18 protein-coding genes are annotated in these 24,281 nt (G+C 61.6%); 11 read left to right on the forward strand and 7 right to left on the reverse strand.

Annotated elements, in window-relative coordinates:
• Positions 1–47: 47 nt before the first annotated feature.
• Entirely contained in the window at positions 48–344 is a 297-nt protein-coding gene (locus tag C7441_RS01525; protein WP_051131381.1) for a GlsB/YeaQ/YmgE family stress response membrane protein, read from the reverse strand.
• 168 nt (positions 345–512) lie between these two features.
• Positions 513–1,184, reverse strand: a complete 672-nt coding sequence (locus C7441_RS01530) for a Crp/Fnr family transcriptional regulator (RefSeq protein ID WP_026060454.1) — start codon at positions 1,182–1,184, stop codon at positions 513–515.
• A gap of 260 nt (positions 1,185–1,444) precedes the next feature.
• Here C7441_RS01530 and C7441_RS01535 point away from each other — a divergent pair, with 260 nt between their 5' ends.
• Positions 1,445–2,347 (forward strand): slipin family protein, encoded by a 903-nt coding sequence (locus C7441_RS01535; protein WP_019172465.1) that lies wholly within the window; start codon positions 1,445–1,447, stop codon positions 2,345–2,347.
• A 126-nt stretch (positions 2,348–2,473) separates the two neighbouring features.
• Positions 2,474–3,121 (forward strand): ubiquinol-cytochrome c reductase iron-sulfur subunit, encoded by a 648-nt coding sequence (gene petA / locus C7441_RS01540; protein WP_109611405.1) that lies wholly within the window; start codon positions 2,474–2,476, stop codon positions 3,119–3,121.
• Positions 3,122–3,124: 3 nt separating this feature from the next.
• On the opposite strand, the gene C7441_RS01545 is transcribed toward petA, so the two are convergent.
• The 4 genes from C7441_RS01545 to C7441_RS01560 form a co-directional block, all read right to left on the reverse strand.
• Complete coding sequence (locus C7441_RS01545) at positions 3,125–6,409, reverse strand: efflux RND transporter permease subunit (protein ID WP_109611406.1); 3,285 nt, start codon at positions 6,407–6,409, stop codon at positions 3,125–3,127.
• Positions 6,406–9,519 carry an MdtB/MuxB family multidrug efflux RND transporter permease subunit gene (locus tag C7441_RS01550; RefSeq protein ID WP_109611407.1) on the reverse strand — a complete coding sequence of 1,038 codons (3,114 nt, stop codon included), beginning with the start codon at positions 9,517–9,519 and terminating at the stop codon, positions 6,406–6,408. Before C7441_RS01550 ends, C7441_RS01545 begins: the two co-directional genes overlap by 4 nt.
• Positions 9,516–10,823 (reverse strand): MdtA/MuxA family multidrug efflux RND transporter periplasmic adaptor subunit, encoded by a 1,308-nt coding sequence (locus C7441_RS01555; RefSeq protein WP_109611408.1) that lies wholly within the window; start codon positions 10,821–10,823, stop codon positions 9,516–9,518. The genes C7441_RS01550 and C7441_RS01555 overlap by 4 nt, the downstream gene beginning before the upstream one ends.
• Before the next feature lie 271 nt (positions 10,824–11,094).
• Entirely contained in the window at positions 11,095–11,952 is an 858-nt protein-coding gene (locus C7441_RS01560) for a LysR family transcriptional regulator (protein WP_109611409.1), read from the reverse strand.
• Positions 11,953–12,043: 91 nt separating this feature from the next.
• Here C7441_RS01560 and C7441_RS01565 point away from each other — a divergent pair, with 91 nt between their 5' ends.
• The 7 genes from C7441_RS01565 to C7441_RS01600 all read left to right on the forward strand — a co-directional run bounded on the left by C7441_RS01565 (position 12,044) and on the right by C7441_RS01600 (position 20,800).
• Entirely contained in the window at positions 12,044–13,402 is a 1,359-nt protein-coding gene (locus C7441_RS01565) for an aspartate aminotransferase family protein (RefSeq protein WP_109611599.1), read from the forward strand.
• Positions 13,399–13,866 (forward strand): cobalamin B12-binding domain-containing protein, encoded by a 468-nt coding sequence (locus C7441_RS01570; protein WP_210205594.1) that lies wholly within the window; start codon positions 13,399–13,401, stop codon positions 13,864–13,866. Before C7441_RS01565 ends, C7441_RS01570 begins: the two co-directional genes overlap by 4 nt.
• Positions 13,863–14,861 (forward strand): methylmalonyl Co-A mutase-associated GTPase MeaB, encoded by a 999-nt coding sequence (gene meaB / locus C7441_RS01575; protein ID WP_019172474.1) that lies wholly within the window; start codon positions 13,863–13,865, stop codon positions 14,859–14,861. The genes C7441_RS01570 and meaB overlap by 4 nt, the downstream gene beginning before the upstream one ends.
• Positions 14,858–16,549, forward strand: a complete 1,692-nt coding sequence (locus C7441_RS01580) for a methylmalonyl-CoA mutase family protein (RefSeq protein WP_170124971.1) — start codon at positions 14,858–14,860, stop codon at positions 16,547–16,549. Before meaB ends, C7441_RS01580 begins: the two co-directional genes overlap by 4 nt.
• 10 nt (positions 16,550–16,559) lie before the next feature.
• Positions 16,560–17,309: an enoyl-CoA hydratase/isomerase family protein gene (locus tag C7441_RS01585; RefSeq protein WP_109611410.1), complete on the forward strand. Its 750-nt coding sequence runs from the start codon at positions 16,560–16,562 to the stop codon at positions 17,307–17,309.
• A gap of 8 nt (positions 17,310–17,317) precedes the next feature.
• The gene (locus C7441_RS01590) at positions 17,318–18,946 is read left to right on the forward strand and encodes an AMP-binding protein (protein ID WP_109611602.1); all 1,629 of its coding nucleotides are present in this window, start codon (positions 17,318–17,320) and stop codon (positions 18,944–18,946) included.
• 774 nt (positions 18,947–19,720) lie between these two features.
• A complete protein-coding gene (locus C7441_RS01600; RefSeq protein WP_109611412.1) occupies positions 19,721–20,800 on the forward strand; it encodes a YkvI family membrane protein in 1,080 nt (359 codons plus the stop codon).
• A gap of 64 nt (positions 20,801–20,864) precedes the next feature.
• Here the strand turns inward: C7441_RS01600 and C7441_RS01605 are convergent, their stop codons facing one another.
• Positions 20,865–21,929: an AraC family transcriptional regulator gene (locus C7441_RS01605; protein WP_244916029.1), complete on the reverse strand. Its 1,065-nt coding sequence runs from the start codon at positions 21,927–21,929 to the stop codon at positions 20,865–20,867.
• A gap of 121 nt (positions 21,930–22,050) precedes the next feature.
• Here C7441_RS01605 and C7441_RS01610 point away from each other — a divergent pair, with 121 nt between their 5' ends.
• Together C7441_RS01610 and C7441_RS01615 are read left to right on the forward strand one after the other, a co-directional pair.
• On the forward strand, positions 22,051–22,818 hold the full coding sequence (locus C7441_RS01610) for a 3-hydroxyacyl-CoA dehydrogenase (protein WP_109611413.1): 768 nt from the start codon (positions 22,051–22,053) through the stop codon (positions 22,816–22,818).
• Between the two features lie 41 nt (positions 22,819–22,859).
• The gene (locus C7441_RS01615) at positions 22,860–24,050 is read left to right on the forward strand and encodes an acetyl-CoA C-acyltransferase (protein WP_109611414.1); all 1,191 of its coding nucleotides are present in this window, start codon (positions 22,860–22,862) and stop codon (positions 24,048–24,050) included.
• Positions 24,051–24,281: the final 231 nt, after the last annotated feature.

Genomic DNA, 24,281 nt, shown 5'->3' on the forward strand with positions numbered 1-24,281 from the left:
AGGCGGTGCCGCCACCTGTGAACGTGGCGGCGCCGCAACAGGGCGGGTTATGAATGCTTGCCCCAATGTTCACGCTGCCAGGCGCCGGCATCATGGACGATCCTGCCGATCACAAGCAGCACGATCGCGCCGATGATTGCGTTGATGGCAACGGTCACGAGACCCATGCCGATATGAACGCCGGCCATCGGGAGCAGCCAGAAGCCCAGGAAAGCGCCGACAATACCGATGATGAGGTCACCGACCAGGCCGAACCTGGCGCCTTGCACGATCTGATCGGCCACCCATCCGAGGATGAGGCCGAGGACCACTATGGTGATGAGACTTTGCACTGTCATTGTCATGTTCATGCCTCCAAACCTGCGTGGAAGCGCTGCCGGCGAGAATGTTGCAACTCCATGCGATTTTCGCTGCTGATTGCGCAATTCCACGACGGTGATGCTACATCCGGGCCAAAACGGGAACTGTGCAAAATTGAACAGTGGCAAAAAAATCTGCCCGTTCCAGTCATGTTATCTTCCGGTCTTGTCGCCTTCATGCAGGACGACGTTGAGCAGCGAGCTGTGCACCCTGATGCTGCCATTGTATTCGATGAAACCGAGCCTGCGGAACTTGTTCATGAAGAAGCTGACGCGTGAGCGTGTTGTACCCACCATTTCGGCCAGTGTCTCCTGACTGATCCGGGCGATGATCGGTTCGGCGCTGTCATCCTTGCCGAAATGCGCCAGCAGCAGGAGCAGCCGGGCAAGCCGCTTTTCACTCGAATTGAAGATGTGGTCGATCAGGTCGGCCTCCACGCGAATGGTGCGCTCCACCAGGTGGGCGATGAACATTTCGGAGAAGGCCGGATCATTGTGGATCAGGCGGATAATGGCGGAACGCTCAAGCCGCAGCACGGCGGTGTCCTGCAGGGCAGTCACCGTTTCCATGCGCTGGTGCTGCCCGGCAAGGCACGCTTCGCCGAAGAATTCGCCGGCGCCGAGGATCGCGACCACGGCTTCCTTGCCCTGTTCGGACACGACCGCGACCTTGGCTTGTCCCTCCTCGATGTAAAAAATGGAGTCGGCGGGGTCGCCCTGGGAAAAGATGGCCTGTCCCTTGTGGTAGCGCACCACCATGCGCCCCTCGGCAACCCTGGCCAGGAAGGAGCGCGGGTCGAACATTATTCGGCGTTTGCTCGCCATGATGCGGTGCCTCGATCCAGCGGTCTCAGCGAAGCTCTTATTAATATAGTATTTTTTTGCCTTGCCGGCGTGGGCAATGTTGCCGCGGGGTTCACGCGCTCAACACGATTGCGTGCGGCCGCGTGTAGACCTTCCGTCGACGCGCCCATGACAGGTCGGCCGAACGGAGCGCAAAAGTGAGCAATATTGCTCAGTCAGCGCATCGCCCCGCGCCCAATATTCGCGCATCGGAAATTCTTTTCGGGTCGGGAGTAAGAACCATGAATCCGATCACTCTGTTCCTGGCGATCGTGTGCATAGGCATTGGTGTCGCCTTCGGCACAGCAAACCACCTTTACTGGGGCATCTTCTTTGTGGTGCTGGCGGCAATCATTGCAAGTTCACTGAAGATGGCCAATGTCTGGCAACGTTTCGTGGTGCTGCGCGCCGGCAAACTGTGGGCGGTGAAAGGGCCGGGCCTGTTTCTCATCATTCCCGTTGTCGACAATGTCGCCGCCGTGATCGACCAGCGCATCCAGACCACGGCCTTCAGCGCCGAACAGGCGCTGACCAGAGATACGGTGCCCGTCAATGTGGACGCCATCATCTTCTGGTTCGTGCATGACGCGCAAAAGGCAGCGCTCAACATCACCAATTTCCGCGAGGCGATCGACCGCGTGGCCCAGACCTCGCTGCGCGAGATGATCGGCTCGTCAATGCTGTCGGCGCTTTTGTCCGAACGCAAGATGGCCGACGAGACGTTGCGCAACGAGATCAGCCGCAAGATCGTGGACTGGGGAATATCGGTGAAGTCGGTCGAGATCCGCGATGTCGCCATTCCCGTGGCGTTGCAGGACGCCATGTCGCGGCAGGCGCAAGCCGAGCGCGAGAAGCAGGCGCGGGTGATCCTCGGTTCGGCCGAGGCGGCGGTTGCCGGCAAATTCGTGGCGGCTGCCGAGACCTACGCCGATCACCCTGCCGCCCTGCAACTGCGGGCCATGAATATCATCTACGAGACGACAAAGGAGCGCGGCGTCACCATCCTCATGCCGTCCGCGATGGTCGACAGCATGAACCCCGCCGTCGCGCTGGCGCTTGCCGGGCAAAGCGCTGCTGAGCGGAAGGTAAACGGCGTGCCTTCAGCAACCGGCCGCCGCCGGCGCTCGCATCCGCCGGCTCCGTGACAGTGCTTGCAATCACAAGTCAGTGCCTGGCGGCCAGGGCCGGAACAGGCATGCGGCAACATCGTTTTGCCTACAGGCGGGCGGGCATGACGGGCACATATCGATCCAATTGGAGCTTCGAAGAAAATGTCCGTCAATTTTGTTGCAGACCAGCCGCGGTCGGCACGTCCCCCCGTTACGCGCCGCGATTTTCTCTACATTGCCACCGGCAGCTTTGCCGTGGTCGGAACCGCAGCCGCGCTCTGGCCGATGATCGACCAGATGCGGCCGGACGAAAGCGTACTGGCCAGCGGTGGTCCGGTCGAGGTCGACGTATCGAAGGTCGGCCCCGGCGAACAGATCACGGTGCGCTGGCGCGGCCGGCCGGTATTCATCATCAATCGGGCCGCTGACGCCTTGAAGGAATTGAAGAACCCGAGCCTTCTCGCCCGACTCAGGGACCCGGATTCGCAGGTCCCGCAACAGCCACCCTATGCCAGGAACTGGTCTCGGTCGAGCAATCCGCAATATGCGGTGCTGGTGGGCGTGTGCACGCATCTGGGCTGCATCCCGGAATTCCAGCCCGCCGCGGACCCGCAAAGAGCATGGCCGGGCGGCTATTTCTGCCCCTGCCACGGCTCGAAATACGATCTGGCCGGCCGCGTGTTCAAGAATGTGCCGGCACCCTACAACCTGCCGGTGCCGCCCTATCATTTCACCAGCGCGACCATGCTGAAAATTGGCGAAAACCCGCCGGGAGTGTCGTTCGATTTCAGCTCGATCCAGCAGATCTGAGAGCTACTCGCCCGGTTGCGGGCCAGGTCGGGCCGGGCTGCCTTGCGAGGCACGCTGACGCTGGCACCACAGGCCGAGCCGGTCGATATAGATGTAGATGACCGGCGTGGTGTAGAGGGTCAGCATTTGGCTGAGGATCAGGCCGCCCACGATGGCGATGCCGAGCGGCTGGCGCAATTCCGAGCCTTCGCCCAACCCGATCGCCAGCGGCACGGCGCCGAACATGGCCGCCATGGTCGTCATCATGATGGGGCGGAAACGCAGCAGGCAGGCCTGATGGATGGCATCGCGCGAGGATTTGTTTTCGTTGCGCTCGGCGGCCAGGGCGAAGTCGACCATCATGATGGCGTTCTTCTCCACGATGCCGATCAGCAAAATGACGCCGATCAGCGCCATGAGGTCGAACTCCATGCCGAAGGCCGTCAGTGCCAGCAGCGCGCCGACGCCGGCGGACGGCAGGGTGGATAGGATGGTCAGGGGATGCGCGTAGCTCTCGTAGAGGATGCCCAGCACCACATAGACCGCTATCAGCGCAGCGAGGATGAGCAGGGGCTGGTTGGCGAGCGATTCCTCGAACACGCGCGCCGTGCCCTGGAAGCTGCCATGGATCGAGGCCGGCATGCCGATCCGGTCCTTCGCCTGGGTGATGACCGCAACCGCGTCGCTGAGCGACACGCCGGGGGCCAGGTTGAAGGAAAGCGTGGTGGCGGCGAACAGGCCCTGATGGTTGACCGCCAGTGGCGTGCTGCCGGGGCCGTATTGCGCCACGGAGGACAACGGCACCATCGTCTCGGCGCTGGTGCTCACCGCCGATCCGGTGGAAGCCGCGCCCTTGCCGGTATTGCCGATGGAATTGGTCGCCTGGTTGCGCGCGGTGTCGGCGGCAATGGACGCCGCATTTTCGGACTGGCCGGATGACATGAAGGTGCCGGCAACCGCATTCGTCGCCTGCGCGCCGCCGACCGAACCGCCGGACTTGCTCACATAAACCCGCCTGAGCGTCTCCGGGTCCTGCCAGTATTCGGGGGCCACTTCCATGACCACATGATACTGGTTGCGCGCCACGTAGATGGTAGAAACCTGCCTCTGCCCGAACGCATCGTAGAGCGTATTGTCGATCTGGCTGACGCTGATGCCGAGGCGGGCGGCGGTGTCGCGGTCGATGACGACCTCGGTTTCGAGACCCTTGTTTTGCTGGTTGCTGTTGACGTCGGTGAGCCTGGGCTCCTTCTCCAGTTCCGCCAGAAGCTTCGGCGCCCACTCATTGAGTTGCTGGAAGCTGTCGCCCTGAAGCGTGTACTGGTATTGGGCGTTGCTCTGCCTGCCGCCGACATGGATGTCCTGCACGGCCTGGAGGAACAGCGTGGCGCCGGGAACTTCGGCGAGTTGCGGGCGCAGCCTGCCAATGACCTGATCAGCGGATATCCCGCGCTCGGCCTGCGGTTTCAGCGTCACGAACATGAAGCCGGAATTGGTCTGACCGCCGCCGGTGAAGCCGACAGCGGTTTCCACCGCCGGATCGCTCTTCACGATATCGATGAACCGGCTGAGCTTCTGCGACATGAGCTGGAAGGAAATCGCCTGATCGGCCTGGATCGAACCGACCAGCCGCCCCGTGTCCTGCTGTGGGAAAAAACCTTTTGGAATAGTGACATAGAGATAGGCGTTAAGGCACAGTGCAGCGAAAAGCACGGCCAGGATGAAACGCGAATGGTCCAGCGCCCAGGAGAGCGACCTGCGATAGCCGGCAAGCATGCCCTCAAACACCCACTCGCTGAAGCGGTAGATGCGGCCGTGGCTGCGGTCATGTTCGCCTCGCAGCAGGATCGAGCACATCATCGGCGTGGCGGTAAGCGAGATGACGAGCGAGACCAGGATCGCGGCCGAAAGGGTGATGGCGAATTCGCGGAACAGCCGGCCGATGAGGCCGCCCATGAGCAGAATCGGGATGAACACGGCAATGAGCGAGGTGCTCATCGACAGCACCGTGAAGCCCACTTCCTGCGCGCCCCTGATGGCCGCCTCCATGCGCGACATGCCCGCCGACATATGCCGCGAGATGTTTTCCAGCACGACGATGGCGTCATCGACCACGAAGCCGGTGGCGACGGTCAGCGCCATCAGCGACAGATTGTCGAGGCTGAAGCCGCACAGATACATCACCCCCAGCGTGCCGACGAGCGACACCGGCACCGCAACGATGGGAATGATGGTGGCGCGCACGTCCCGCAGGAAAGCGAAGACGACGAGGATGACCAGCCCGATGGCGATCATCAGCGTCTGCTCGACCTCCTTCAGCGAGGCGCGGATGGTCGTCGAACGATCGACGGCGAGCGACAGATCGATGGCCGGCGAGATCGACGCGCGCAACGCCGGCAGCAGCGCCTTCACGCGGTCGACAGTGGCGATGATGTTGGCGTTGGGCGAGCGGTAGAGGATGATCAGCACCGCCGGCTTGCCGTTGGCGAGGCCGGCATTGCGGATGTTCTCCACCGAATCCGTCACCTTGCCGACATCGATAAGCCGCACCGGGGCGCCGTTGCGGTAGGCCACGATCAGCGAGCGGTAATCGTCGGCGCGGGTGCCCTGATCGTTAGCGTAGATCTGATAGCGCTGGTCGCCGACATCGATGGCGCCCTTGGGGCTATGGGCATTGGCCGAGGCGAGGGCGGCGCGCACGTCCTCCAGTCCGATGCCGTATTTGTAAAGCGCCTGCGGATCGAGTTCGACGCGGACCGCCGGCAGGGAAGAGCCGCCGACATTGACCTCGCCGATGCCCGCGACCTGCGAGAGCTTTTGGGCCAGCACGGTGCTGGCCGCATCGTATATCCGACCCTTGGGCAGCGTGTCTGAGGTGAGCGAAAGAACCATTATGGGCGCGTCGGCCGGATTGACCTTCCGATAGGTCGGGTTCGAGCGCAGGCTGGCTGGCAGGTCGGCACGCGCGGCATTGATGGCCGCCTGCACGTCACGCGCCGCGCCGTCGATGTCGCGGTCGAGGCCGAACTGCAAGGTCACGCGCGTGCCGCCGACCGTGCTGGAAGAGGTCATCTCGTTGACGTCGGCGATCTGGCCGAGATGTTTTTCCAGCGGGCTTGCCACGGTGTTGGCGACGACTTCGGGGCTTGCGCCGGGAAGCGTCGCGCGTACCGAAATGACCGGATAGTCCACCTCCGGCAGTGGCGCTACCGGCAGCAGTGGAAATGCCACCAGCCCCGCCATGAACAGGCCGAATGTCAGCAGCGTGGTCGCGACGGGCCGTCGGATGAAGGGAGCCGACAGGTTCATGGCGCGGCGTCCGCTTCCCGACCTTCCGGCAGTTCCGGCCGGCCCCGCAGCTGCTGCGCGAGCCGATCGAACCACAGATAGATTACCGGCGTGGTGAACAGCGTCAGCAACTGGCTGAGCAGCAGACCGCCGACGATGGTGATGCCCAGCGGATGGCGCAGTTCCGAGCCGACGCCGGTGCCCAGCATCAGCGGCAGCGCGCCGAGGATGGCGGCCAGCGTCGTCATCAGGATCGGCCGGAAGCGCAGCAGACAGGCCTGATGGATCGCCTCGCGAGGCGACTTGCCCTCGTTGCGCTGCGCGTCGAGCGCGAAGTCGATCATCATGATGGCGTTTTTCTTGACGATGCCGATCAGGAGGATGATGCCGATGATGGAAATGATGGTCAGGTCCTGTCCGGCGATCATCAGCGCCAGCAGCGCGCCGATGCCCGCCGAGGGCAGGGTGGACAGGATCGTGATCGGGTGGATGAAGCTCTCATAGAGCACGCCCAGTACGATGTAGACCGTGACCAGCGCGGCCAGCACCAGGAAGAGTTGGTTGCTGAGCGAGGCCTGGAAGGCGCGCGCCGCGCCCTGGAAGGTGGTGATGACGCTGGCCGGCATGTTGAGGTCGGCCTGCGCCTGCTGGATCGCGGCGACCGCCTCGCCCAGCGATGCCCCCGGCGCGAGATTGAACGAAATGGTGGTGGCCGGGAACTGACCCATATGCGTGATCTGCAGTGGCGCGGTATCGACCCGCGCCCTGGCGACGACTGAAAGCGGGATCGGCGCACCCCCCGTGGAGGTGGGCAGGTAGATCGAGGACAGGGAACTGACCGACCGTTGTAGCGAGGGATCGGCCTCGAGGATGACGCGATACTGGTTCGACGTGGTGAAGATGGTCGAGACGATGCGCTGGCCGAACGCGTCGTAGAGCGCGTTGTCGATCGTCGCCGGTGTTATGCCGAAGCGTGCGGCCTGGTCGCGGTCGATGTCGATGAAGACGGCGAGGCCATTCTGCGACAGGTCGCTGGCGACATCCGAGAGCTGGGGCAGCATGTTCAACTTGTCCACCAGCCTGGGCGCCCATTCGGCGAGGTCGCCGGCGTTGGCGTCCTGCAGCACGAACTGATACTGCGTGCGACTGACGGTGCCGTCTATGGTGAGATCCTGTACCGGCTGCATGTAGAGCGTGGTGCCGGGGATCGACGCCGTTTCCTTCTTCAGCCGGTCGATCACCTCGGTGATGCTGGCGGTGCGCTCATCATGCGGCTTCAGATTGACGAGGATGCGGCCGACATTGAGCGTGGTGTTGGTGCCGTCGACGCCGATGAATGAGGACAGGCTATCGACATCAGGGTCCTTCAGGATCGCCGTGGCCAGTTCCTGCTGGCGCTCGGCCATGGAGGCATAGGAGACCGACTGCGGCGCCTCGGTGATGGCCTGGATGACGCCCGTGTCCTGCACCGGGAAGAAGCCCTTGGGAATGACGACATAGAGCACGCCCGTCAGGATGAGCGTGACGATCGCGACCATCAGCATGAAGGTCTGGCGGTCAAGCACCCAGGTCAGCGCGCGGCCGTAGCCGCGGATCACCCATTCGAAGAACTCACGGCTGGCACGCTGGAAGACGTTCTCATGAACTTCGGTGATCGGCTGCAACAGCCTGGCGCAGGCCATCGGCACGAGCGTCAGCGACACGACGGCCGAGATGAGGATGGTGGTGGAAAGCGTGATGGCGAATTCGCGGAACAGCCGCCCCACCACATCGCCCATGAACAGCAGCGGTATCAGCACCGCGATCAGCGAAACCGTCAGCGATATGATCGTGAAGCCGATCTGCCCGGAGCCGATCAGCGCCGCTTCCTGCGGCGAGTGGCCGGCCTCGATATAGCGGGAAATGTTTTCGATCACCACGATGGCGTCATCCACCACGAAGCCGGTGGCGATGGTGAATGCCATGAGCGACAGATTGTCGAGGCTGAAGCCGAACAGATACATGACGCCGAGCGTACCGACCAGCGACAGCGGCACCGAGAGGCTCGGGATCAGCGTGGCGCGCGCGCTGCGCAGGAACACGAAAATGACCAGCACGACGAGGATGACGGCAAGAGCCAGCTCGTATTCCACGTCGCGCACCGAGGCGCGGATGGTGGTGGTGCGGTCGGTCAGCACATGCACCTCGATGGCGCCCGGCAGCGAGGCCTGCAGTTGTGGCAGCAGCGCCTTGATGCGGTCCACCACCTCGATGACATTCGCGCCGGGCTGGCGCTGGATGTTCATGATGATGGCCGGCGTATCGTTCATCCAGGCGCCGAGCTTGTCGTTCTCGGTGCCATTGGTCGCTGTCGCTACATCGGAAAGCCGCACCGGCGCGCCGTTCCTGTAAGCGGCGATCAGCGGGCCATATTCGTCGGCGCTCTGCAACTGGTCATTGGCGTTGACGGTGTAGGCGCGCGACGGGCCATCGAAATTGCCCTTCGGTGTGTTGACATTGGCGTTGCCGAGGGTGGTGCGCAGGTCGTCTATGTTGAGGCCATAGGCGGCCAGCTTGCGTGGATCGGCCTGGATGCGCACGGCCGACCGCTGGCCGCCGGCGAGGCTGACCAGCCCGACGCCGGGAAGCTGCGATATCTTCTGCGCAAGCCGTGTGTCGGCCAGTTCCTGCACGTCGCGCAATGGCATCGTTTCGGATGTCAGGCCAAGCGTCAGCACCGGCGCGTCGGCCGGGTTGACCTTGGCATAGATCGGCGGTGCGGGCAGGTCCGAGGGCAGGAGGTTGCCGGCGGCGTTGATGGCGGCCTGCACCTCCTGCTCGGCCACGTCCAGCGAGATGTCGAGATTGAACTGGAGCGTGATGACCGACGAGCCGGCCGAGCTCACCGAGTTCATCTGGTTGAGGTTGGGGATCTGCCCGAGTTGGACCTCGAGCGGAGCCGTGACCGATGAAGTCATCACGTCCGGGCTCGCGCCCGGATAGAAGGTCTGTACCTGTATGGTGGGGTAGTCGACCACCGGCAGCGCCGAGACCGGCAGGAAGCGGAAGGCCAATATGCCCGACAGCATGATCGCAACCATCAGGAGCGTCGTCGCGACCGGCCGCAGGATGAACGGGCGGGAGGGGCTCATTGCTGCTGCCCGGCTCCAGATGGCTTGTGCCTGCCGTTGCCCTTGTGCTGTTGCGGATTCACGGCATCAGCCGGCTTTGCAGGATCGGCCGCCTGCTGTTGCGATGGGGGTGTCCGGGCTTCCTGCCGCACCGCCACCTTGGAGCCTTCGCGCAGCTTGTCGGCCCCGTCGATGACCACCCGCTCACCGGGATTGAGCCCGGATGCGATCTGTACGCGCTCGCCGTCGAAGACGCCGAGCGTCACCTTGCGCACCGAGACGGTGTCGTCCGCGCCGATGACGTAGACAAACGTGCCCGGTACGCCGCGCTGGATGGCGGCGGTCGGCGCGATGGTCACGCCGTCGTGCTCGTCCACGATCAGGTCGATATTGACGAACTGGTTGGGATAGAGCGTCCGCTTCTCGTTGGCGAAGGAGGCCCTGAGCTTGATGGTGCCGGTCGTCGGGTCGATCTGGCTGTCGAAGGTCTCGAGCTGACCATCGGCGAGCTTGTTGTCGCCGGTGCGGTCGAATGCAATGACCGGCAGCCTGGCGCCCTGATCCAGACGCTGCGCGATCTCCTGCAACCTGTCTTCCGGAACCGTGAAAAGCACGCTGATGGGCTCCATCTGCGTGATGACGACGATGCCGCCGGCATCGCCGGGGGTGACATAATTGCCTTCATCCACCTGCCGCAGACCCGCCCGACCATCCACGGGAGCGAGGATGGTGGTGTAGTCGAGATTGATCGTTGCCGCCTGCACGGCCGCTTTGTCGGCTTCGACCGTGCCGACATATTGCGCGACAAGCGCGGCCTGCGTGTCGAGCGTCTGCTGGGGGATCGCGCCGCCCGGAACCAGTTTCTTATCGCGCCCCAGATCAATCTGCGCATCCTGCAGCAGCGCCTGATCGCGGGTGAGCTGGCCCTGGGCCTGCGCAAGCGCGGCCTGATAGGGGCGAGGGTCGATCCGCGCGAGCGGGTCGCCTTTCCTGACCTCCTGGCCTTCCTGGAAATTCACCTGCGTAAGCTGTCCGCTGACCTGCGGCTTGACGGTGACGGTCGCAAGCGACGTCACCGTGCCGAGGGCATCGAGTGTGACGTTCACGTTGCCGGTTTCAACCGTCGCGGCGCCGACCGATACGGTTGGCGCCGCGCGCGGGCGCGCCGGCGGCTCCCCATACTGCCCGTGCTGCCACCACAGCGTCGCTCCCACCGCAAGGAGCACCAGGAAAATGAGCCAGGCAATCCAGCTTCGCGAACGGCGTTGAACAACCGGTGCCCGCTCCACATTCGTCGCCCCGGGCGCTTCCCTTAGCTGATCCATGACAGCCAATCACCTTGAACGATCGGCCAGGCTCGCGTTCGAGCAAGGCGATCAAGGACTTTTATAAGGCGGCTCCGGGCTCGGCCAAGACTGTCACTTCATCTTGATCCGCCCGTCATTTGCCCTCGGCGCTCGGGAAACGGATCCCGCCGAATGCCGCCTTCCAAAGCTCGGCAGCGGCGCGCCGCTGCGTTTCAGGAGGCCAACAAGGGACTGCCGGCGCAATCCTCACCACGCCCGGTTGTCGGCTCAGCTGGGTGCCCGCACGCTTCTAGAGCGTAGGCAGGACATGGCGAATGTGATCTGCGAAAGCACTTACCGCAGGCGACTGCTCGGGCTCTGCAAAGGCGATTATGATGCCGAGGCGCTGCAGCCGGGGAAGTGGAGCGTTGAGAACATAGAGGTCGCTGGGCACGGCTTCCTGGGTCATAACGCTTATCGCCAGGCCGGACCGGGCCAGGGCGATCAATCCGGCAAGACTGTTGCTCGCATGGGATATCTTGTACCTCAACCCTGCGCGAGCCATGGCATCGCAGGCGATCTTGTGATCCATGGCATTCGATGCCGGCAAGGCCAGCGGCACGATGTCGCCGAAGTTGTGCAGCTCCAGCGTCGGCTTGCTGCCGACCCATGCGAGGGGCTCCGTTCGTACAATCTCTTCCGAGTCGTTCAGGTTGGGAGTGGAAACAAGCGCGATATCGACCTGACGCGAGCGCAAAAGTGTTCGCAATTCAATCGTTGGAGCTGAAACGACCTTGATCTCCACCGCGGGAAACAGGGTTCCGAAACCCTTCAAAAGCGTCGAGGAGAAGCCCATCAGATAGTCTTCCGGGCTCCCGAATATGATGGAGCCATGCAGGCCTTTCTCCGAGAATGCCGAAACCGCTTCATCATGAGCTTTCAGGATTCGCTCGGCATAGGTCAGGAAACGGGCTCCGTTCCCGGTAAGCCGAACACCACTGCCACTTCGGTGCAGCAGGCTTTGGCCGAGTATCTCTTCCAGCCGCTGCATCTGCATCGTCACCGCCGACTGGGTTCGTCCGACGCGTGTCGCGGTCGCGCTGAGAGAACCCGATTGGGCGGCATGCACGAATGTCACCAGGAGGCGAAGATCAAGCGGAGCGCGCATATCAATTCCGTTAATATCCGGATCGAGTATTATCAATTTTACTGGAGATGTGCCAGCCGCTAATCGTCCGCCAAAGATCTTGGAGGGGATGATGTCAAAGAACAATGAACCCGCGTTCTGGGCTTCTGCGGAGAGGCACCTGATACGCTATGGCGGGGCATTCGACCCGGTTATCGTCGAACGTGCGGCGGGCTCCTTTGTCTATGACGCGGACGACAAGCCTATCCTCGATTTCACCTCGGGGCAGATGAGCGCGCTCCTAGGGCACTCCCATCCCAGGATCGTTTCGGCGGTCCGGCAACAGGTCGGGAAGGTGGCGCATCTCTTCAGCGGCATGCTGTCACGACCGGTGGTCGAACTCGCTTCGCGCCTTTCGGCGTTGACGCCTGGTCTCGAAAAAGTACTGCTTCTGTCGACCGGGGCCGAATCGAACGAAGCGGCCATCCGCATGGCCAAGCTGGTTACGGGAAAGCACGAGATCGTTGCCTTCTCCAAAAGCTGGCACGGAATGACCGGGGCGGCTGCCTCGGCAACCTACAGCGCCGGCCGCAAGGGATACGGACCCGCGACCGTAGGATCGTTCGCCATTCCCGCGCCAAACAGTTTCCGACCGCGATTCAGCAATGCCGATGGTTCTCTGGACTGGCGCACGGAACTGGACGATGCCTTCGCGCTGGTGGACAACCAGTCAACCGGGAACCTCGCGGCGTTCATTGCAGAGCCGATCCTCTCAAGCGGCGGCATGCTGGAGCTTCCTGAAGGCTATCTCGCGGCGCTGAAGCAGAAATGCCGCGAGCGCGGCATGCTGCTCATCCTCGACGAGGCGCAAACCGGCGTCGGCCGCACCGGCGACATGTTCGCCTTTCAAAGAGATGGCGTCGTGCCGGATATCCTGACGCTGTCCAAGACCATCGGTGCGGGGCTTCCGTTGTCGGCTGTCCTGACGACGCCCGAAATCGAAGCGATCGCCCATGAACGCGGCTTCCTCTTTTATACGACCCATGTTTCCGATCCGCTGCCGGCGGCAGTGGGGCTCGCGGTGCTCGATGTCGTGGAGGAAGAAGGCCTGATCGCGCGTGCGCGCCATCTGGGCGAAAAGCTGTCCGGCGGATTGCGGCAACTCAAGCAACGCTACGAATGCGTCGGCGATGTACGCGGGCGCGGTCTTTTCCTTGGCGTCGAGATCGTCAAGGACCGGCAGAGCGGCGCTTCCGATCACGAACTCGGGGCTGGCATCGCCGCGGAAGCGCTGAAGCGTGGCCTGAACATGAACATCGTCAAGCTTCCTGGGATGGGCGGTGTGTTCAGAATAGCCCCGCCATTGACCATCTCCGAGGAGGAGATCGACCTCGGGTTGAAAATAATTTCGGATTCGATCGAAAGCGAGTTGGCCGCAGTCAGGAGGGCCGGCGGCAGCAGGACCTCCGATGGAGCACGGGATAGCAAATGAACATGAATATGACGACGAAAGACGGCGAAGCCGCAATTGCCAAGACTGAAGCAGCAACGCCACCGACCATCCGGGTGCTTGTTGCCAAGCTGGGGCTTGATGGCCACGATCGCGGCGCCAAGGTAGTGGCCCGCATCCTACGGGATGCCGGAATGGAGGTTATCTATACCGGCCTGTACAAAACGCCGCTCCAGGTCGTCAACGCGGCAATCCAGGAAGACGTGGATGTGATCGGGGTGAGCCTTCTCTCTGGCTCCCATGTTCCACTGTTCCGTGAGCTGGGCCGATGTATTCGCGAACAAAACGCCGATCACATCGCTATCGTTGCGGGCGGAGTGATACCGGAACAGGACTACGCTTCCCTGATGGACTGCGGCGTCGATGTTATTATTCCGCAAGAGGCCCGTGCGGACCTGATCGTCTCCACGATCAGGGACATGATCGCTGCCCGAGGCCGCATATGACGATCGTCACCCGCTCCAACAAACCGCGTCCGGTCTACAGACCTTCGATGGATCTGGTGCCGGAGGTACTCGCAGGCAACACCCTGAGCATTTCCCGGATGATTTCCCGCGCCGAAGCCGGCTATGCGGAAGCTTCCGATGCCCTGGCGGAAATCTACAAGCACACCGGCAAAGCGCATATTATCGGCATCACCGGCGTGCCGGGCGCAGGCAAATCCACCCTTGTCTCCTCCCTTATCAAGGCGTTAACCGCTGACGGTCACAAGGTTGGGGTGATTGCGATCGATCCCAGCAGCCCCTTTTCCGGCGGTGCCATTCTGGGCGATCGCGTGCGGATGAACGATGCCGCCGAAGCAACCCGGGCCTTCGTGCGCAGCATGGCGACCCGCGGCCATCTTGGCGGTCTGGCCCGTTCGACCTTTCAGGCCGTCGATGTCCTCGATGCAGCCGGTTACTCGCCCATCATCATCGAGACTGTCGGTGTCGGCCAGGACGAGGTGGAAATCGTGACCGCGGCCCATACGGTCGTGGTTCTTTCCGCTCCCGGACTGGGCGATGACATACAGGCCATCAAGGCAGGCATCCTCGAAATCGCGGATGTACATGCCGTCAGCAAAGCCGACAAGCCGGAAGCGGCAGCCACCGTCTCGGCGCTGCAAGGGATGATGGCGCTTGGACCTGTCCGGGACAACTCGGCCTGGAATACGCCGGTCCTTTCCGTCAGCTCCTATTCGGGTGAGCGCATCCAGGACCTGAAGGATGCCATCGACCGCCATTGGGAGCATTTGAAGGAAAGCCAGGAACTGGCCGAGCGCCAGCACAATATTTGCAGGGCACGGGTGCTGGGCACGGCCAAGCACCTTTTTCAGCAGAAATTCGATCAGGGCATCGATGGGTTCGATGAGCAGCTTCAGGCTGTGATGCACAGGAACGCGGATCCGTCCGTCGCCGCCCTGGCATTGCTTGGCTGGGAAAATGAGAGGCAGGGCCAATGAATTTGTTCTCCGAAGCAGCCATCGAAGAACTTCGTGCAAGGCAGGCTGAATGGGAAGAAAAGGAACTTGCGGCGGTCCTGAACGACAGGCCTGAAGAAAAGCCTTCCTACGAAACCGAATCCGGCATCCCGCTGAAGCGCATCTATACCGCAGCGGACGTCGCGGACATTCCCGCAAGCGATCTGGGCTTTCCCGGCGCCTTCCCGTTTACACGCGGACCCTATCCCACGATGTATCGCGGGCGGCCCTGGACCATCAGGCAGGTCGCGGGTTTCGGCAATCCCGAAGCGACGAACCAACGCTACAAATACATGATCCAGACCGGGCAGACCGGTCTCTCCACGGATTTCGACCTGCCGACCTTGCTCGGTCTGGATTCGGACGACCCGATGGCGTTCGGCGAGGTTGGACGCGTTGGCGTCGCCATCGACACGATCGATGACATGGACCGCCTCTTTGAGGGGATCGACCTGGAAAAGATTTCCGTTTCCTTGACGATCAACCCTTCGGCATGGGTGGTCTATGCGATGTTCATCGCCGTGGCGGAACAACGCGGCCTGGACTTCACGAAGCTTGCAGGCACGCTGCAGGCCGATCCGTTGAAGGAATATGTCGCTCAGAAGGAATGGATCTATCCGGTCCGACCCGCCGTAAGACTGTTGCGTGACCTGATCATGTACAGCGCCAAGGCGACACCGAAGATCAACCCGATCAGCCTGAGCGGGTATCATCTGTCGGATGTTGGAGGAAATGCGGTTCAGGAAATCGCATTCATCATGGCCTTCACGATCGCCTACTGCGAGGAAGTCGTCGCGGCGGGCATGGATATCGACGACTTCGCGCCCAGGCTGTCGTTTTTCTTCATCAGCCACCAGGATTTCTTCGAGCAGATCTGCAAGTTCCGGGCGGCACGACGGGTCTACGCCAAGGTGATATCTGAACGGTTCGGGGCAAAGAAGCCGGAATCGATGCGCCTGCGGGTGCATGTGCAGACCGCCGCGATGAGCCTGACGAAGGTCGAGCACCAGAACAACCTGATGCGCACCGCCATCCAGGCGCTGGGTGCCGTGCTTGGCGGGTGCCAAAGCATGCATACAAACGGCCTGGACGAAGCCTTCGCCATTCCCACCGAGGAGGCGATGAAGCTGGCCATTCGCACGCAACAGATCATCCGCGATGAAATCAATGTGACATCCGTCATCGACCCTCTCGGTGGATCCTATTTCGTCGAAAGCCTGACGCGCGACATGGAAACCGAAATCTGGAAGGTCCTCAATGAGGTCGACGAGCGGGGAGGCGCCGTCAAGCTGGTCGAAGAGGGATGGTTCCAGCAGAAGCTGGCCGACTCGGCCTACACAACGTTCAAGAAGATCGACAGCGGCGAGAAAATCTCCGTCGGCGTGAATCGTTATGTCGATGAGCAAAGCAGCACGGCTGAGGTGGGCATTCACCCCTATGACGAGGAATGCACGCAACTGCAGATAGATCGCCTGAACACCGTGCGTGCGAACCGCGACAGCGACCGGGTGCAATCTCTCCTCAAAGAACTGGCGGAACAGGCTCGGACGGAGAGCGTCAACCTGCTGCCGAAGACCATCGAGCTTGTAAAGGCAAGAGCGACCCTTGGCGAGATCTGCGGCGCGCTCCGTGATGTCTGGGGCTCTTACGACGAACCGATGATAGTGTGAAGGAAAGCACATGCCAGAAGCAATCGTTGCTCGACATGACGGGGTCATTGCCTGGGTCAAGCTGAACCGGCCGGACCGGCTCAACGCCATGAACGAAGAGCTTGTCAAAGAGCTTTCCGAGGCGCTCGCCAGGGCCGAGGCGGATGAAACGATCCGCGTCATCATTCTCCATGGCGAAGGCCGTGCTTTCTGCTCAGGCGATGATCTGAAGGATCTCGACGCACAGACCGTATCGGAAGATGCAACGCAGGCCTGGGTTGAAGCCATTCAGCAGGTCACCCTGCAGATCATGCGATCCAGGAAGATTGTCATCGCCGCGGTGCATGGCTGGTGCGTCGGTGGTGCCCTCGAATGGGTCATCAACTGCGATTTCAGGCTGTTTGCCGACAACACGCGGTGGTTCTTCCCGGAGGTAAGTTACGGCTTCTTCGTCACCGGCGGCGTCACCGCGCTTCTGACGAAGCAGGTGGGACCGCAGATGGCCAAGGATTTGATCATGTTCGGCGACCGCCACGATGCGAAGAAGGCCCTGGAGGTCGGGATCGCGTGGAAACTCTTCCCCGAAGATCAGATTCTGGCCGAGGCTGAAAAGCTCGCCTCAAGGATTGCAGAGCGTCCTGCGGAGTCGGTCGCCGAAATCAAACGAGCCATCAATGAAGGTTTCCACTCATCGCTCGCCGACGCGATGAGGATAGAGACCGCAGCCACCGTTCGGGGATTTCTTTCGGCGGAATCACAGGCGCGAGCAAAAGAGTTTTAACTGTGCTGATGACAACAAATGAAGTTCCGTCCCGCCTTTATATTCCGGGCAGACATGACGACGATATTGAAAACCGGGTGTTGCCAAGGATTCTGCTGAGGCAGGCAGAACTGCTTGGCGGCAGGAAATTTATCGACATATGCGGTCGTTCGGCCAGCTTCGAGGAGATGGAATCCATTTCCAGCCAGTTGGCGCATGGCTTGCGCAAGCTGGGTGTGAGCCCGTCGGACCGGGTGGCGATGCTGTTGCCAAACTGCTTCGAGTTCGTGGCGATCTGGTTTGCGGTATCGAAACTGGGCGCGGTCGAAGTTCCGAACAATCCGGGGCTGAAGGGCGACCTTCTATGCCACAATCTGAACAATTGCGGTGCTGAAGTGCTCGTCGCCGACGCGACCGTGCTGACGGAAATCGCCAAAGTTCAGGACAAGCTGCCGGAGATCCGGACACTCGTTGTCGTGGGGACCGACCCGGAGGAAGCGCGAGCGGCGGGCATCAAGATCGCTCGTATCGTCGCCTTCGAGGAATGCCTGGCGCCCCAGCGGGATTTCGACCCGGTCCATGTCCATTACTCCGATCCGATGGCCATCCTGTATACGTCCGGTACGACCGGCCCAGCCAAGGGCGCGTTGATGTCCCATCACCACTGCTATTCGTGGGCATCGGCAATGGCCTACAATCTGGGTTATACGAGCAGCGACAGCTATTTCTCGCCTTTGCCGCTGTTTCATACCGATGCCCAGATGTTCGGCGTTTATCTACCCTTGATCTACGGTACCAACACGACCCTGGTGGATGGCTTCAGCGCATCCAAATTCTGGGACCAGGTGCGTGCGAGCGGTGCCACGGCAACAAATTTGCTGGGCGCCATGGCGGTCATTCTCACGCGAACGCCAGCAACCGCGGACGACGGCAACAATCCTGTGAGGGTATGCCAATGCATTCCCATGGTTCCGGACCAGCAGGCGTTTGAAAACCGTTTCGGCATGAAGCTCGTTACAGGGTACGGACAGACCGAAACCAGTTTTGTCACTCTGGATACAGCAGACGAAACACGTCCCGGTTCTTGTGGCCGGGCACATCCTGACTGGGAGGTCGCCGTGGTGGACGAAGCGGACAAGCCCGTCCCTGCCGGCACCATGGGCGAGATTGTGTCGCGCCCCAGGAAAAGCTGGAACATGTTCTCCGGTTATTACCGCTCCGATGCGAAGACGGTAGAGACTCTCAGGAACCTCTGGTATCACTCCGGCGATGCCGGCGTGATGGATGAAGACGGATGGCTGTACTTCAAACATCGCCTGAACGAAGCCATACGGCGTCGCGGCGAGAACATCTCCGCTTATGAATTGGAATCTGTCGCGGAAAAGCATCCCGACATCGTGGAAAGCGCGGCTTTCGGCATTCCGTCGGAGTTCACCGAGGAAGACATCATGGTGGTTGCCATGCGCCGCGCCGGATCGTCCGTTCAGCCGGCGGACCTCCTCGAGCATTTCAAAGAGAGCGCACCTCGCCATATGGTCCCTCGTTTCATCGAGATCACCGACACGCCGCTGCCGAGAACCCCAACCGAAAAGGTTGCCAGAAACGAGCTGAAAAAAAGAGGGGTGAGCGAAACCACTCTGGACAGAGGTTCGCGATAGCGAAAATGGCGCCGGCGATTTAGCCGACCTGACTATCAGGGCGCTAGCCTGGCGTTCTGGTCCGATGCCGGGGCGCGACACTCCATGTCTCCCGATCGGTATAGATCGGGAGACATCCGGCCAAATCCCAGCTTCGAGAGCGGCCGCGCAGTGCACTGAAACGGCGCAGCCGCCCTTCGCGTCCCTCCTGCCGTATCAGGCCTGCCATCATGAACAGAGCCGCTTTCACCCACCCCCGAACCGTTCCCGTTGGAGCGTTCGCGCAGACGCTGAGTCAGGCATTCGAAACATTGCAAAATCGATCGCCAATTTGGTTCGTTACGGTCATCGCATACCATATTATTCCGTTGCAACATGCTCGGATAAACAGGAACTTGGAGGACGCAATGCAGCTTGGGGAGGGGCCTGTCGTCAACCTGGGCTTCGATCTTGGCACGGGTGAATTGCCCGGCTGAACAATCGGATGGCACGATGCGCGCCCCAGGGCAGTTCTCACTGTTCGAACACCGCGAGGAGTTGCAACGCTCTTGATCTCGGTGTCTGCACGCCGCTTCCCTTACGCACGGATCGGTCGGTCAGGGTGGCTACTGTGTCCAGGCGCGGCTGGCATTTCAGAACTCGTTGCGACCCCCTTACTCGGATAGCGCCTGGCGCAGAAATTCACGTCGCATGACGTCACGGCCTTTGGCGGCCGGCCTCGCTCGGTTTTCCCGCTCGTGGTCCCGAACCGCTCAATGAGGATATGGCTTAGTTTCAGATTAAACGGAGGAGACTATGGGTAATTTCAAGGAGGTTATACGCATCGCGGGGGCGTTTGTCGGCGTCATCGTGGGTGCCGGCTTTGCCTCGGGGCAGGAGCTTATGCAGTTCTTCACCAGCTTCGGGCTGATCGGACTGGCAGGCTCGATGATCAGCATCGCATTGTTTATTTTCCTGGCGATGGCGCTGTCGTCGCTTGGTCAGCAATATACGTCGTCGTCGCACAAGCCGATTGTCTATGCGATCTGCGGGAAATACCTCGGCATCTTCGTCGATGCGCTGATCACCTTCTTCATGTTCGCCCTCGCTGTCGTCATGATCGCCGGCGGCGGCGCGCTTGGGGAGCAGCTGTTCGGGATTCCGAAGCTGTGGGGAAGCGTGGCGGTCACGGTCCTGACCGTGCTGATCGTTTGCATGAACGTCAGGCAGGTGATCACTTTCATCGGCGCGGCGACCCCGCTTCTGGCATTAATGGTGATCATCGTCTCGGTGGTGGCATTTTCCGGTCACGAAGCCGATCTCCATGCATTGGAAGCAGCGGCGAGCACGCTGCCTCGCGGCGCGGGCAACTGGGTTATCGGAGCTCTTCTCTACGTCTCCTACAACATCATCGCCGGGGCGCCGTTCCTCATCATCATGGGCGGGCAGTCGCTCGACCGGAAAACCGCGGTCTGGGGCGGCGTCCTCGGCGGCGTGCTTCTGGGCCTGCTGATGCTGATGATCGTCGGAAGCATGTTCGCGCGCGCGGATATCCTTGCCGGCGTTCCCATGCCGATGTTGCTGCTTGCCACGCAATTCTCGCCTTTCGTCGGTATCGTCATGGGCGTCGCCATTTTTGGCATGATCCTGAACACCGCGGTGGGCGTGCTCTATTCCTTCTCGGCACGGCTGCTGGAACCCGGCACGATGAAGTTCCGCCTGGGAACTGTCGCGGCGGGTATCCTTGCCTTTGCGGGAAGCCTGGCCGGCTTCGTCCAGCTTGTCGGAACCGTCTTCCCGTTCTTCGGTTATCTGGGCTTCGTGCTTATGATCTGCACCCTGGTCGGCTGGCTGCGTCTCAGAAGCGGTACCTTGCGCCTCATCGAAGCCGCGTAATCCGATCGGGCAACAGCCTGCAGAATTCCGGACAAGCAACCGCGCCCCTGACATGAGGCGCGGTTTACCCCACAGGGCGATGCTTGTCGGGAAAAGGAGTTGCAGCCGCGAGCGCGTTTGCCGTGAAATCGATATTGGCCTGGTCCGCTGCTTCCCGTCGGAAAGTGGCGGGGCTCTTGCCCGTCCATTTGCGGAATGCCCGGTGAAAGGCGCTTGGCTCGGAAAAACCGAGATCGGCCGCGATGTCCGCTACATTCCTGCGTCCGGCCCGCAGCGTAGTCATGGCCAGCCCCCGGCGCATTTCATCCTTGATGGACTGATAGGTTTGTCCCTCCTGACGCAATTTGCGTCGCAAGGTAGGCTCACTTACACGCATCCGCTGGGCGAGGACCTCGAAACTCGGCCAGGCGGACGGGGGAGTTCCCCGCAGCCGTTCGCGGACCGTGGCTGAGAGGCCTGCGTCGTGACGATAATGTACCAGAATATTAGCCGGCGCGTGACGCAGGAATTCCCTCAATGCACGTCCGTCGCGGATGGTCGGCAGTTTCAGGAAATCGGCGTCGAAAACAAGCCTCGTTTCTGGCTGGTCGAAGCGGGCGGGTGCGCCAAAGAACAGACGATAGTCGGTTCCGGTGAGCGGCGCACTGCAGCGGAAATCCACCCATCGGATGGGGATGCGTCGACCCACCAGCCAACAGTTGACCCCATGTACGATGATCCAGAAGGTGCGATAGGCAAAAGCCGAACGTGGTCCTCCTGTATCCTTCAGGACAATCCGGGCAAGCCCGTTCTCCACGACCAGTTGGCCATGGGGCTCATCAAGAACCGCGCGCAGGAAACGCAGCCCTCGTCGTAAAGCATGCTCCAGCGTGGCCGTGGAGAGGATTGCCTGGCACAGCAAGGCAAAACTGCCGGCCCTCATGGGTCGCGCGCCTTCGCCAAAGAACTCGTCGTCCATCGTCTGTGCAACGGCGTGCCACAAGGCACCGTATTGTACGGATGTGATCGGCATGGTGATTACTGGTGGTATACCCACCTGGGCAAGAAGCGGCTCGGGCTGCACACCATGGCGGCGAAGGCAATCGAGCGTATCTTCCATAAAGCACGGCGCGATCATCCGACGTTCCATTGCCTAACCTCCGCACCGAAAACATTGCAAAACCGATCACCAAATCGACTTTCTTCAGTCATCGCATACCACATTGTTCCATTGCAACATGTTCGGGAAACAGTGAAGCTTGGATAGGGCAATGCAGCTTAAAGATCGCGTCTTTCTCGTCACCGGTGCCGGATCCGGCCTTGGCGCCGCCGTCACGCGCATGTTCGCGGATGAAGGCGCGAAAGTGCTGGGAATCGATATCAATATGGAGGCAGGCGAAAAACTTGCCGCGGAACTGGGCGACGCCGTGTGCTTCCACAAGGCGGATGTCACCAGCGAGGCAGAGGGCGTCGCAGCAATCGCGTATGCCAAGGCAAGGTACGGACATATTCACGGCCTGGTAAACTGTGCCGGCGTCGCGCCCGGCGAGAAGGTCGTGGGACGAGATGGTCCGCATGGCCTCGATAGCTTCGGCCGCACCGTGGCCATCAATCTTATCGGCACCTTCAACATGTTGCGCCTGTCCGCCAGCGCCATGGTGAATGAGGAGCCGGGTCCGGATGGCGAGCGTGGAGTGATCATCAACACGGCCTCTGTCGCGGCTTTTGACGGACAGATCGGTCAAGCGGCTTATGCCGCTTCGAAGGGGGGCGTGGCGGCGCTCACGCTGCCGGCCGCGCGGGAACTCGCGCGCTACGGCATCCGTGTCGTAACCATCGCTCCCGGCATCTTCGAGACACCGATGATGGCTGGCATGCCGCAAGCGGTGCAGGATGCGTTGGGCGCGAGCGTGCCGTTCCCGTCGCGCCTCGGTCGGCCTGCGGAGTATGCCGCGCTGGTCAGGCATATTTGCAGGAACGTCATGCTCAACGGCGAGGTGATCCGCCTTGACGGCGCGTTGCGGATGCCCCCGCGCTGACGCACCGCAGTAAGCCAAGTGGATTGTAAGGAGACCTGATAATGAGCATTCACGACCCTGTAGTGATCGTCGGAGCCAGCCGTACGCCCCTTGGAGGCTTCCAGGGCAAGCTCAAGGACGTCGCTGCCGCCGAACTCGGCTCCACCGCCATTCGCGCCTCACTGGAGCGTGCCGGGCTCGACCCCAGTGCCGTTGACGAAGTCTTGTTTGGATGCGTGCTGACAGCGGGCCTTGGCCAGGCACCGGCCCGCCAGGCAGCGCTGGGCGCCGGTCTCCCCTTCGCCGCGGGTGCCACGACCGTCAACAAAATGTGCGGCTCCAGCATGAAGGCAGCCATGCTCGCACACGACCTTCTGACCGCCGGATCGGTATCGGTCGCGGTGGCCGGTGGCATGGAGAGCATGAGCAATGCTCCCTACCTGCTTGACCGCGCGCGCGCCGGCTACCGCCTGGGCCACAACAAGGTGGTCGACCATATGTTTCTGGATGGCCTGGAGGATGCCTATGACAAAGGCCGGCTCATGGGCACGTTCGCAGAGGACTGCGCCGATGCATTCCAGTTCAGCCGTGAAGCGCAGGACGCCTACGCCATAGCGTCTCTCGGGAAGGCGCAGAAGGCCATCACGGACGGCGGTTTCTCCGAAGAGATCGTTCCCGTGACCGTAAGAGCGGGAAGAAGTGAACTGGTCGTGGACGAGGACGAACAGCCTGCGAAGGCCAGGATCGACAAAATCCCGACGTTGCGGCCTGCCTTCCGCGAAGGCGGCACGGTGACGCCGGCAAATTCCTCCTCGATTTCCGACGGTGCTGCCGCGCTTACGCTGATGCGCCGTTCGGAGGCACTGAAGCGGGGCCTCGTCCCGCTAGCGGCGATCAGCGGTCACGCGACCCATGCCCAGGCTCCCAATCTGTTCACGACGGCGCCTGTCGGCGCCATCCGAAAGCTGTGTGAACGTCTTGACTGGAGCATCAGCGAAGTTGACCTCTTCGAGATCAACGAGGCCTTCGCGGTCGTGCCCATGGCGGCGATGGGTGAACTCGGCTTGCCGGCGGACAGGGTGAATGTTCATGGAGGCGCGTGCGCGCTTGGTCATCCCATTGGTGCGTCGGGTGCCCGGGTGCTTGTCACACTGCTTTATGCGCTGCGCAGGCATGGCCTGAAGCGCGGCATAGCGTCGATCTGCATCGGGGGTGGCGAAGCTACCGCGATGGCCATCGAGCTTATGCCCTGACGATAGGGGCAGTGTCGAAGTCTCGGGTCTGTTCGGCCTGATCGCGGCGGGAGTCGCGTGAAAAACGGGGCGCCTGAAGCGCCCCGTCGATCATTTCCCATTTCACTATGCCATGAACATGTGGTCGATAAGCTGAGCATTATCGATCCACCCGGCTTTTCGGTGACAAGCGCAGCGCGGCTTTGTCATCAGTGCCCGCCCGCTTTTGCGGCGATCTCGGTTACCTCCGCA

Source organism: Pseudaminobacter salicylatoxidans (assembly GCF_003148475.1).
In the GTDB taxonomy this organism is placed as follows: Bacteria; Pseudomonadota; Alphaproteobacteria; order Rhizobiales; family Rhizobiaceae; genus Pseudaminobacter; species Pseudaminobacter salicylatoxidans.

Coding starts and splice junctions, on each gene's coding strand:
- C7441_RS01525 (WP_051131381.1), bottom strand. CDS start 344: ATGACAATGACAGTGCAAAGTCTCATCACCATAGTGGTCCTCGGCCTC.
- C7441_RS01530 (WP_026060454.1), bottom strand. CDS start 1,184: ATGGCGAGCAAACGCCGAATAATGTTCGACCCGCGCTCCTTCCTGGCC.
- C7441_RS01535 (WP_019172465.1), top strand. CDS start 1,445: ATGAATCCGATCACTCTGTTCCTGGCGATCGTGTGCATAGGCATTGGT.
- petA (WP_109611405.1), top strand. CDS start 2,474: ATGTCCGTCAATTTTGTTGCAGACCAGCCGCGGTCGGCACGTCCCCCC.
- C7441_RS01545 (WP_109611406.1), bottom strand. CDS start 6,409: ATGAACCTGTCGGCTCCCTTCATCCGACGGCCCGTCGCGACCACGCTG.
- C7441_RS01550 (WP_109611407.1), bottom strand. CDS start 9,519: ATGAGCCCCTCCCGCCCGTTCATCCTGCGGCCGGTCGCGACGACGCTC.
- C7441_RS01555 (WP_109611408.1), bottom strand. CDS start 10,823: ATGGATCAGCTAAGGGAAGCGCCCGGGGCGACGAATGTGGAGCGGGCA.
- C7441_RS01560 (WP_109611409.1), bottom strand. CDS start 11,952: ATGCGCGCTCCGCTTGATCTTCGCCTCCTGGTGACATTCGTGCATGCC.
- C7441_RS01565 (WP_109611599.1), top strand. CDS start 12,044: ATGTCAAAGAACAATGAACCCGCGTTCTGGGCTTCTGCGGAGAGGCAC.
- C7441_RS01570 (WP_210205594.1), top strand. CDS start 13,399: ATGAACATGAATATGACGACGAAAGACGGCGAAGCCGCAATTGCCAAG.
- meaB (WP_019172474.1), top strand. CDS start 13,863: ATGACGATCGTCACCCGCTCCAACAAACCGCGTCCGGTCTACAGACCT.
- C7441_RS01580 (WP_170124971.1), top strand. CDS start 14,858: ATGAATTTGTTCTCCGAAGCAGCCATCGAAGAACTTCGTGCAAGGCAG.
- C7441_RS01585 (WP_109611410.1), top strand. CDS start 16,560: ATGCCAGAAGCAATCGTTGCTCGACATGACGGGGTCATTGCCTGGGTC.
- C7441_RS01590 (WP_109611602.1), top strand. CDS start 17,318: ATGACAACAAATGAAGTTCCGTCCCGCCTTTATATTCCGGGCAGACAT.
- C7441_RS01600 (WP_109611412.1), top strand. CDS start 19,721: ATGGGTAATTTCAAGGAGGTTATACGCATCGCGGGGGCGTTTGTCGGC.
- C7441_RS01605 (WP_244916029.1), bottom strand. CDS start 21,929: ATGGAACGTCGGATGATCGCGCCGTGCTTTATGGAAGATACGCTCGAT.
- C7441_RS01610 (WP_109611413.1), top strand. CDS start 22,051: ATGCAGCTTAAAGATCGCGTCTTTCTCGTCACCGGTGCCGGATCCGGC.
- C7441_RS01615 (WP_109611414.1), top strand. CDS start 22,860: ATGAGCATTCACGACCCTGTAGTGATCGTCGGAGCCAGCCGTACGCCC.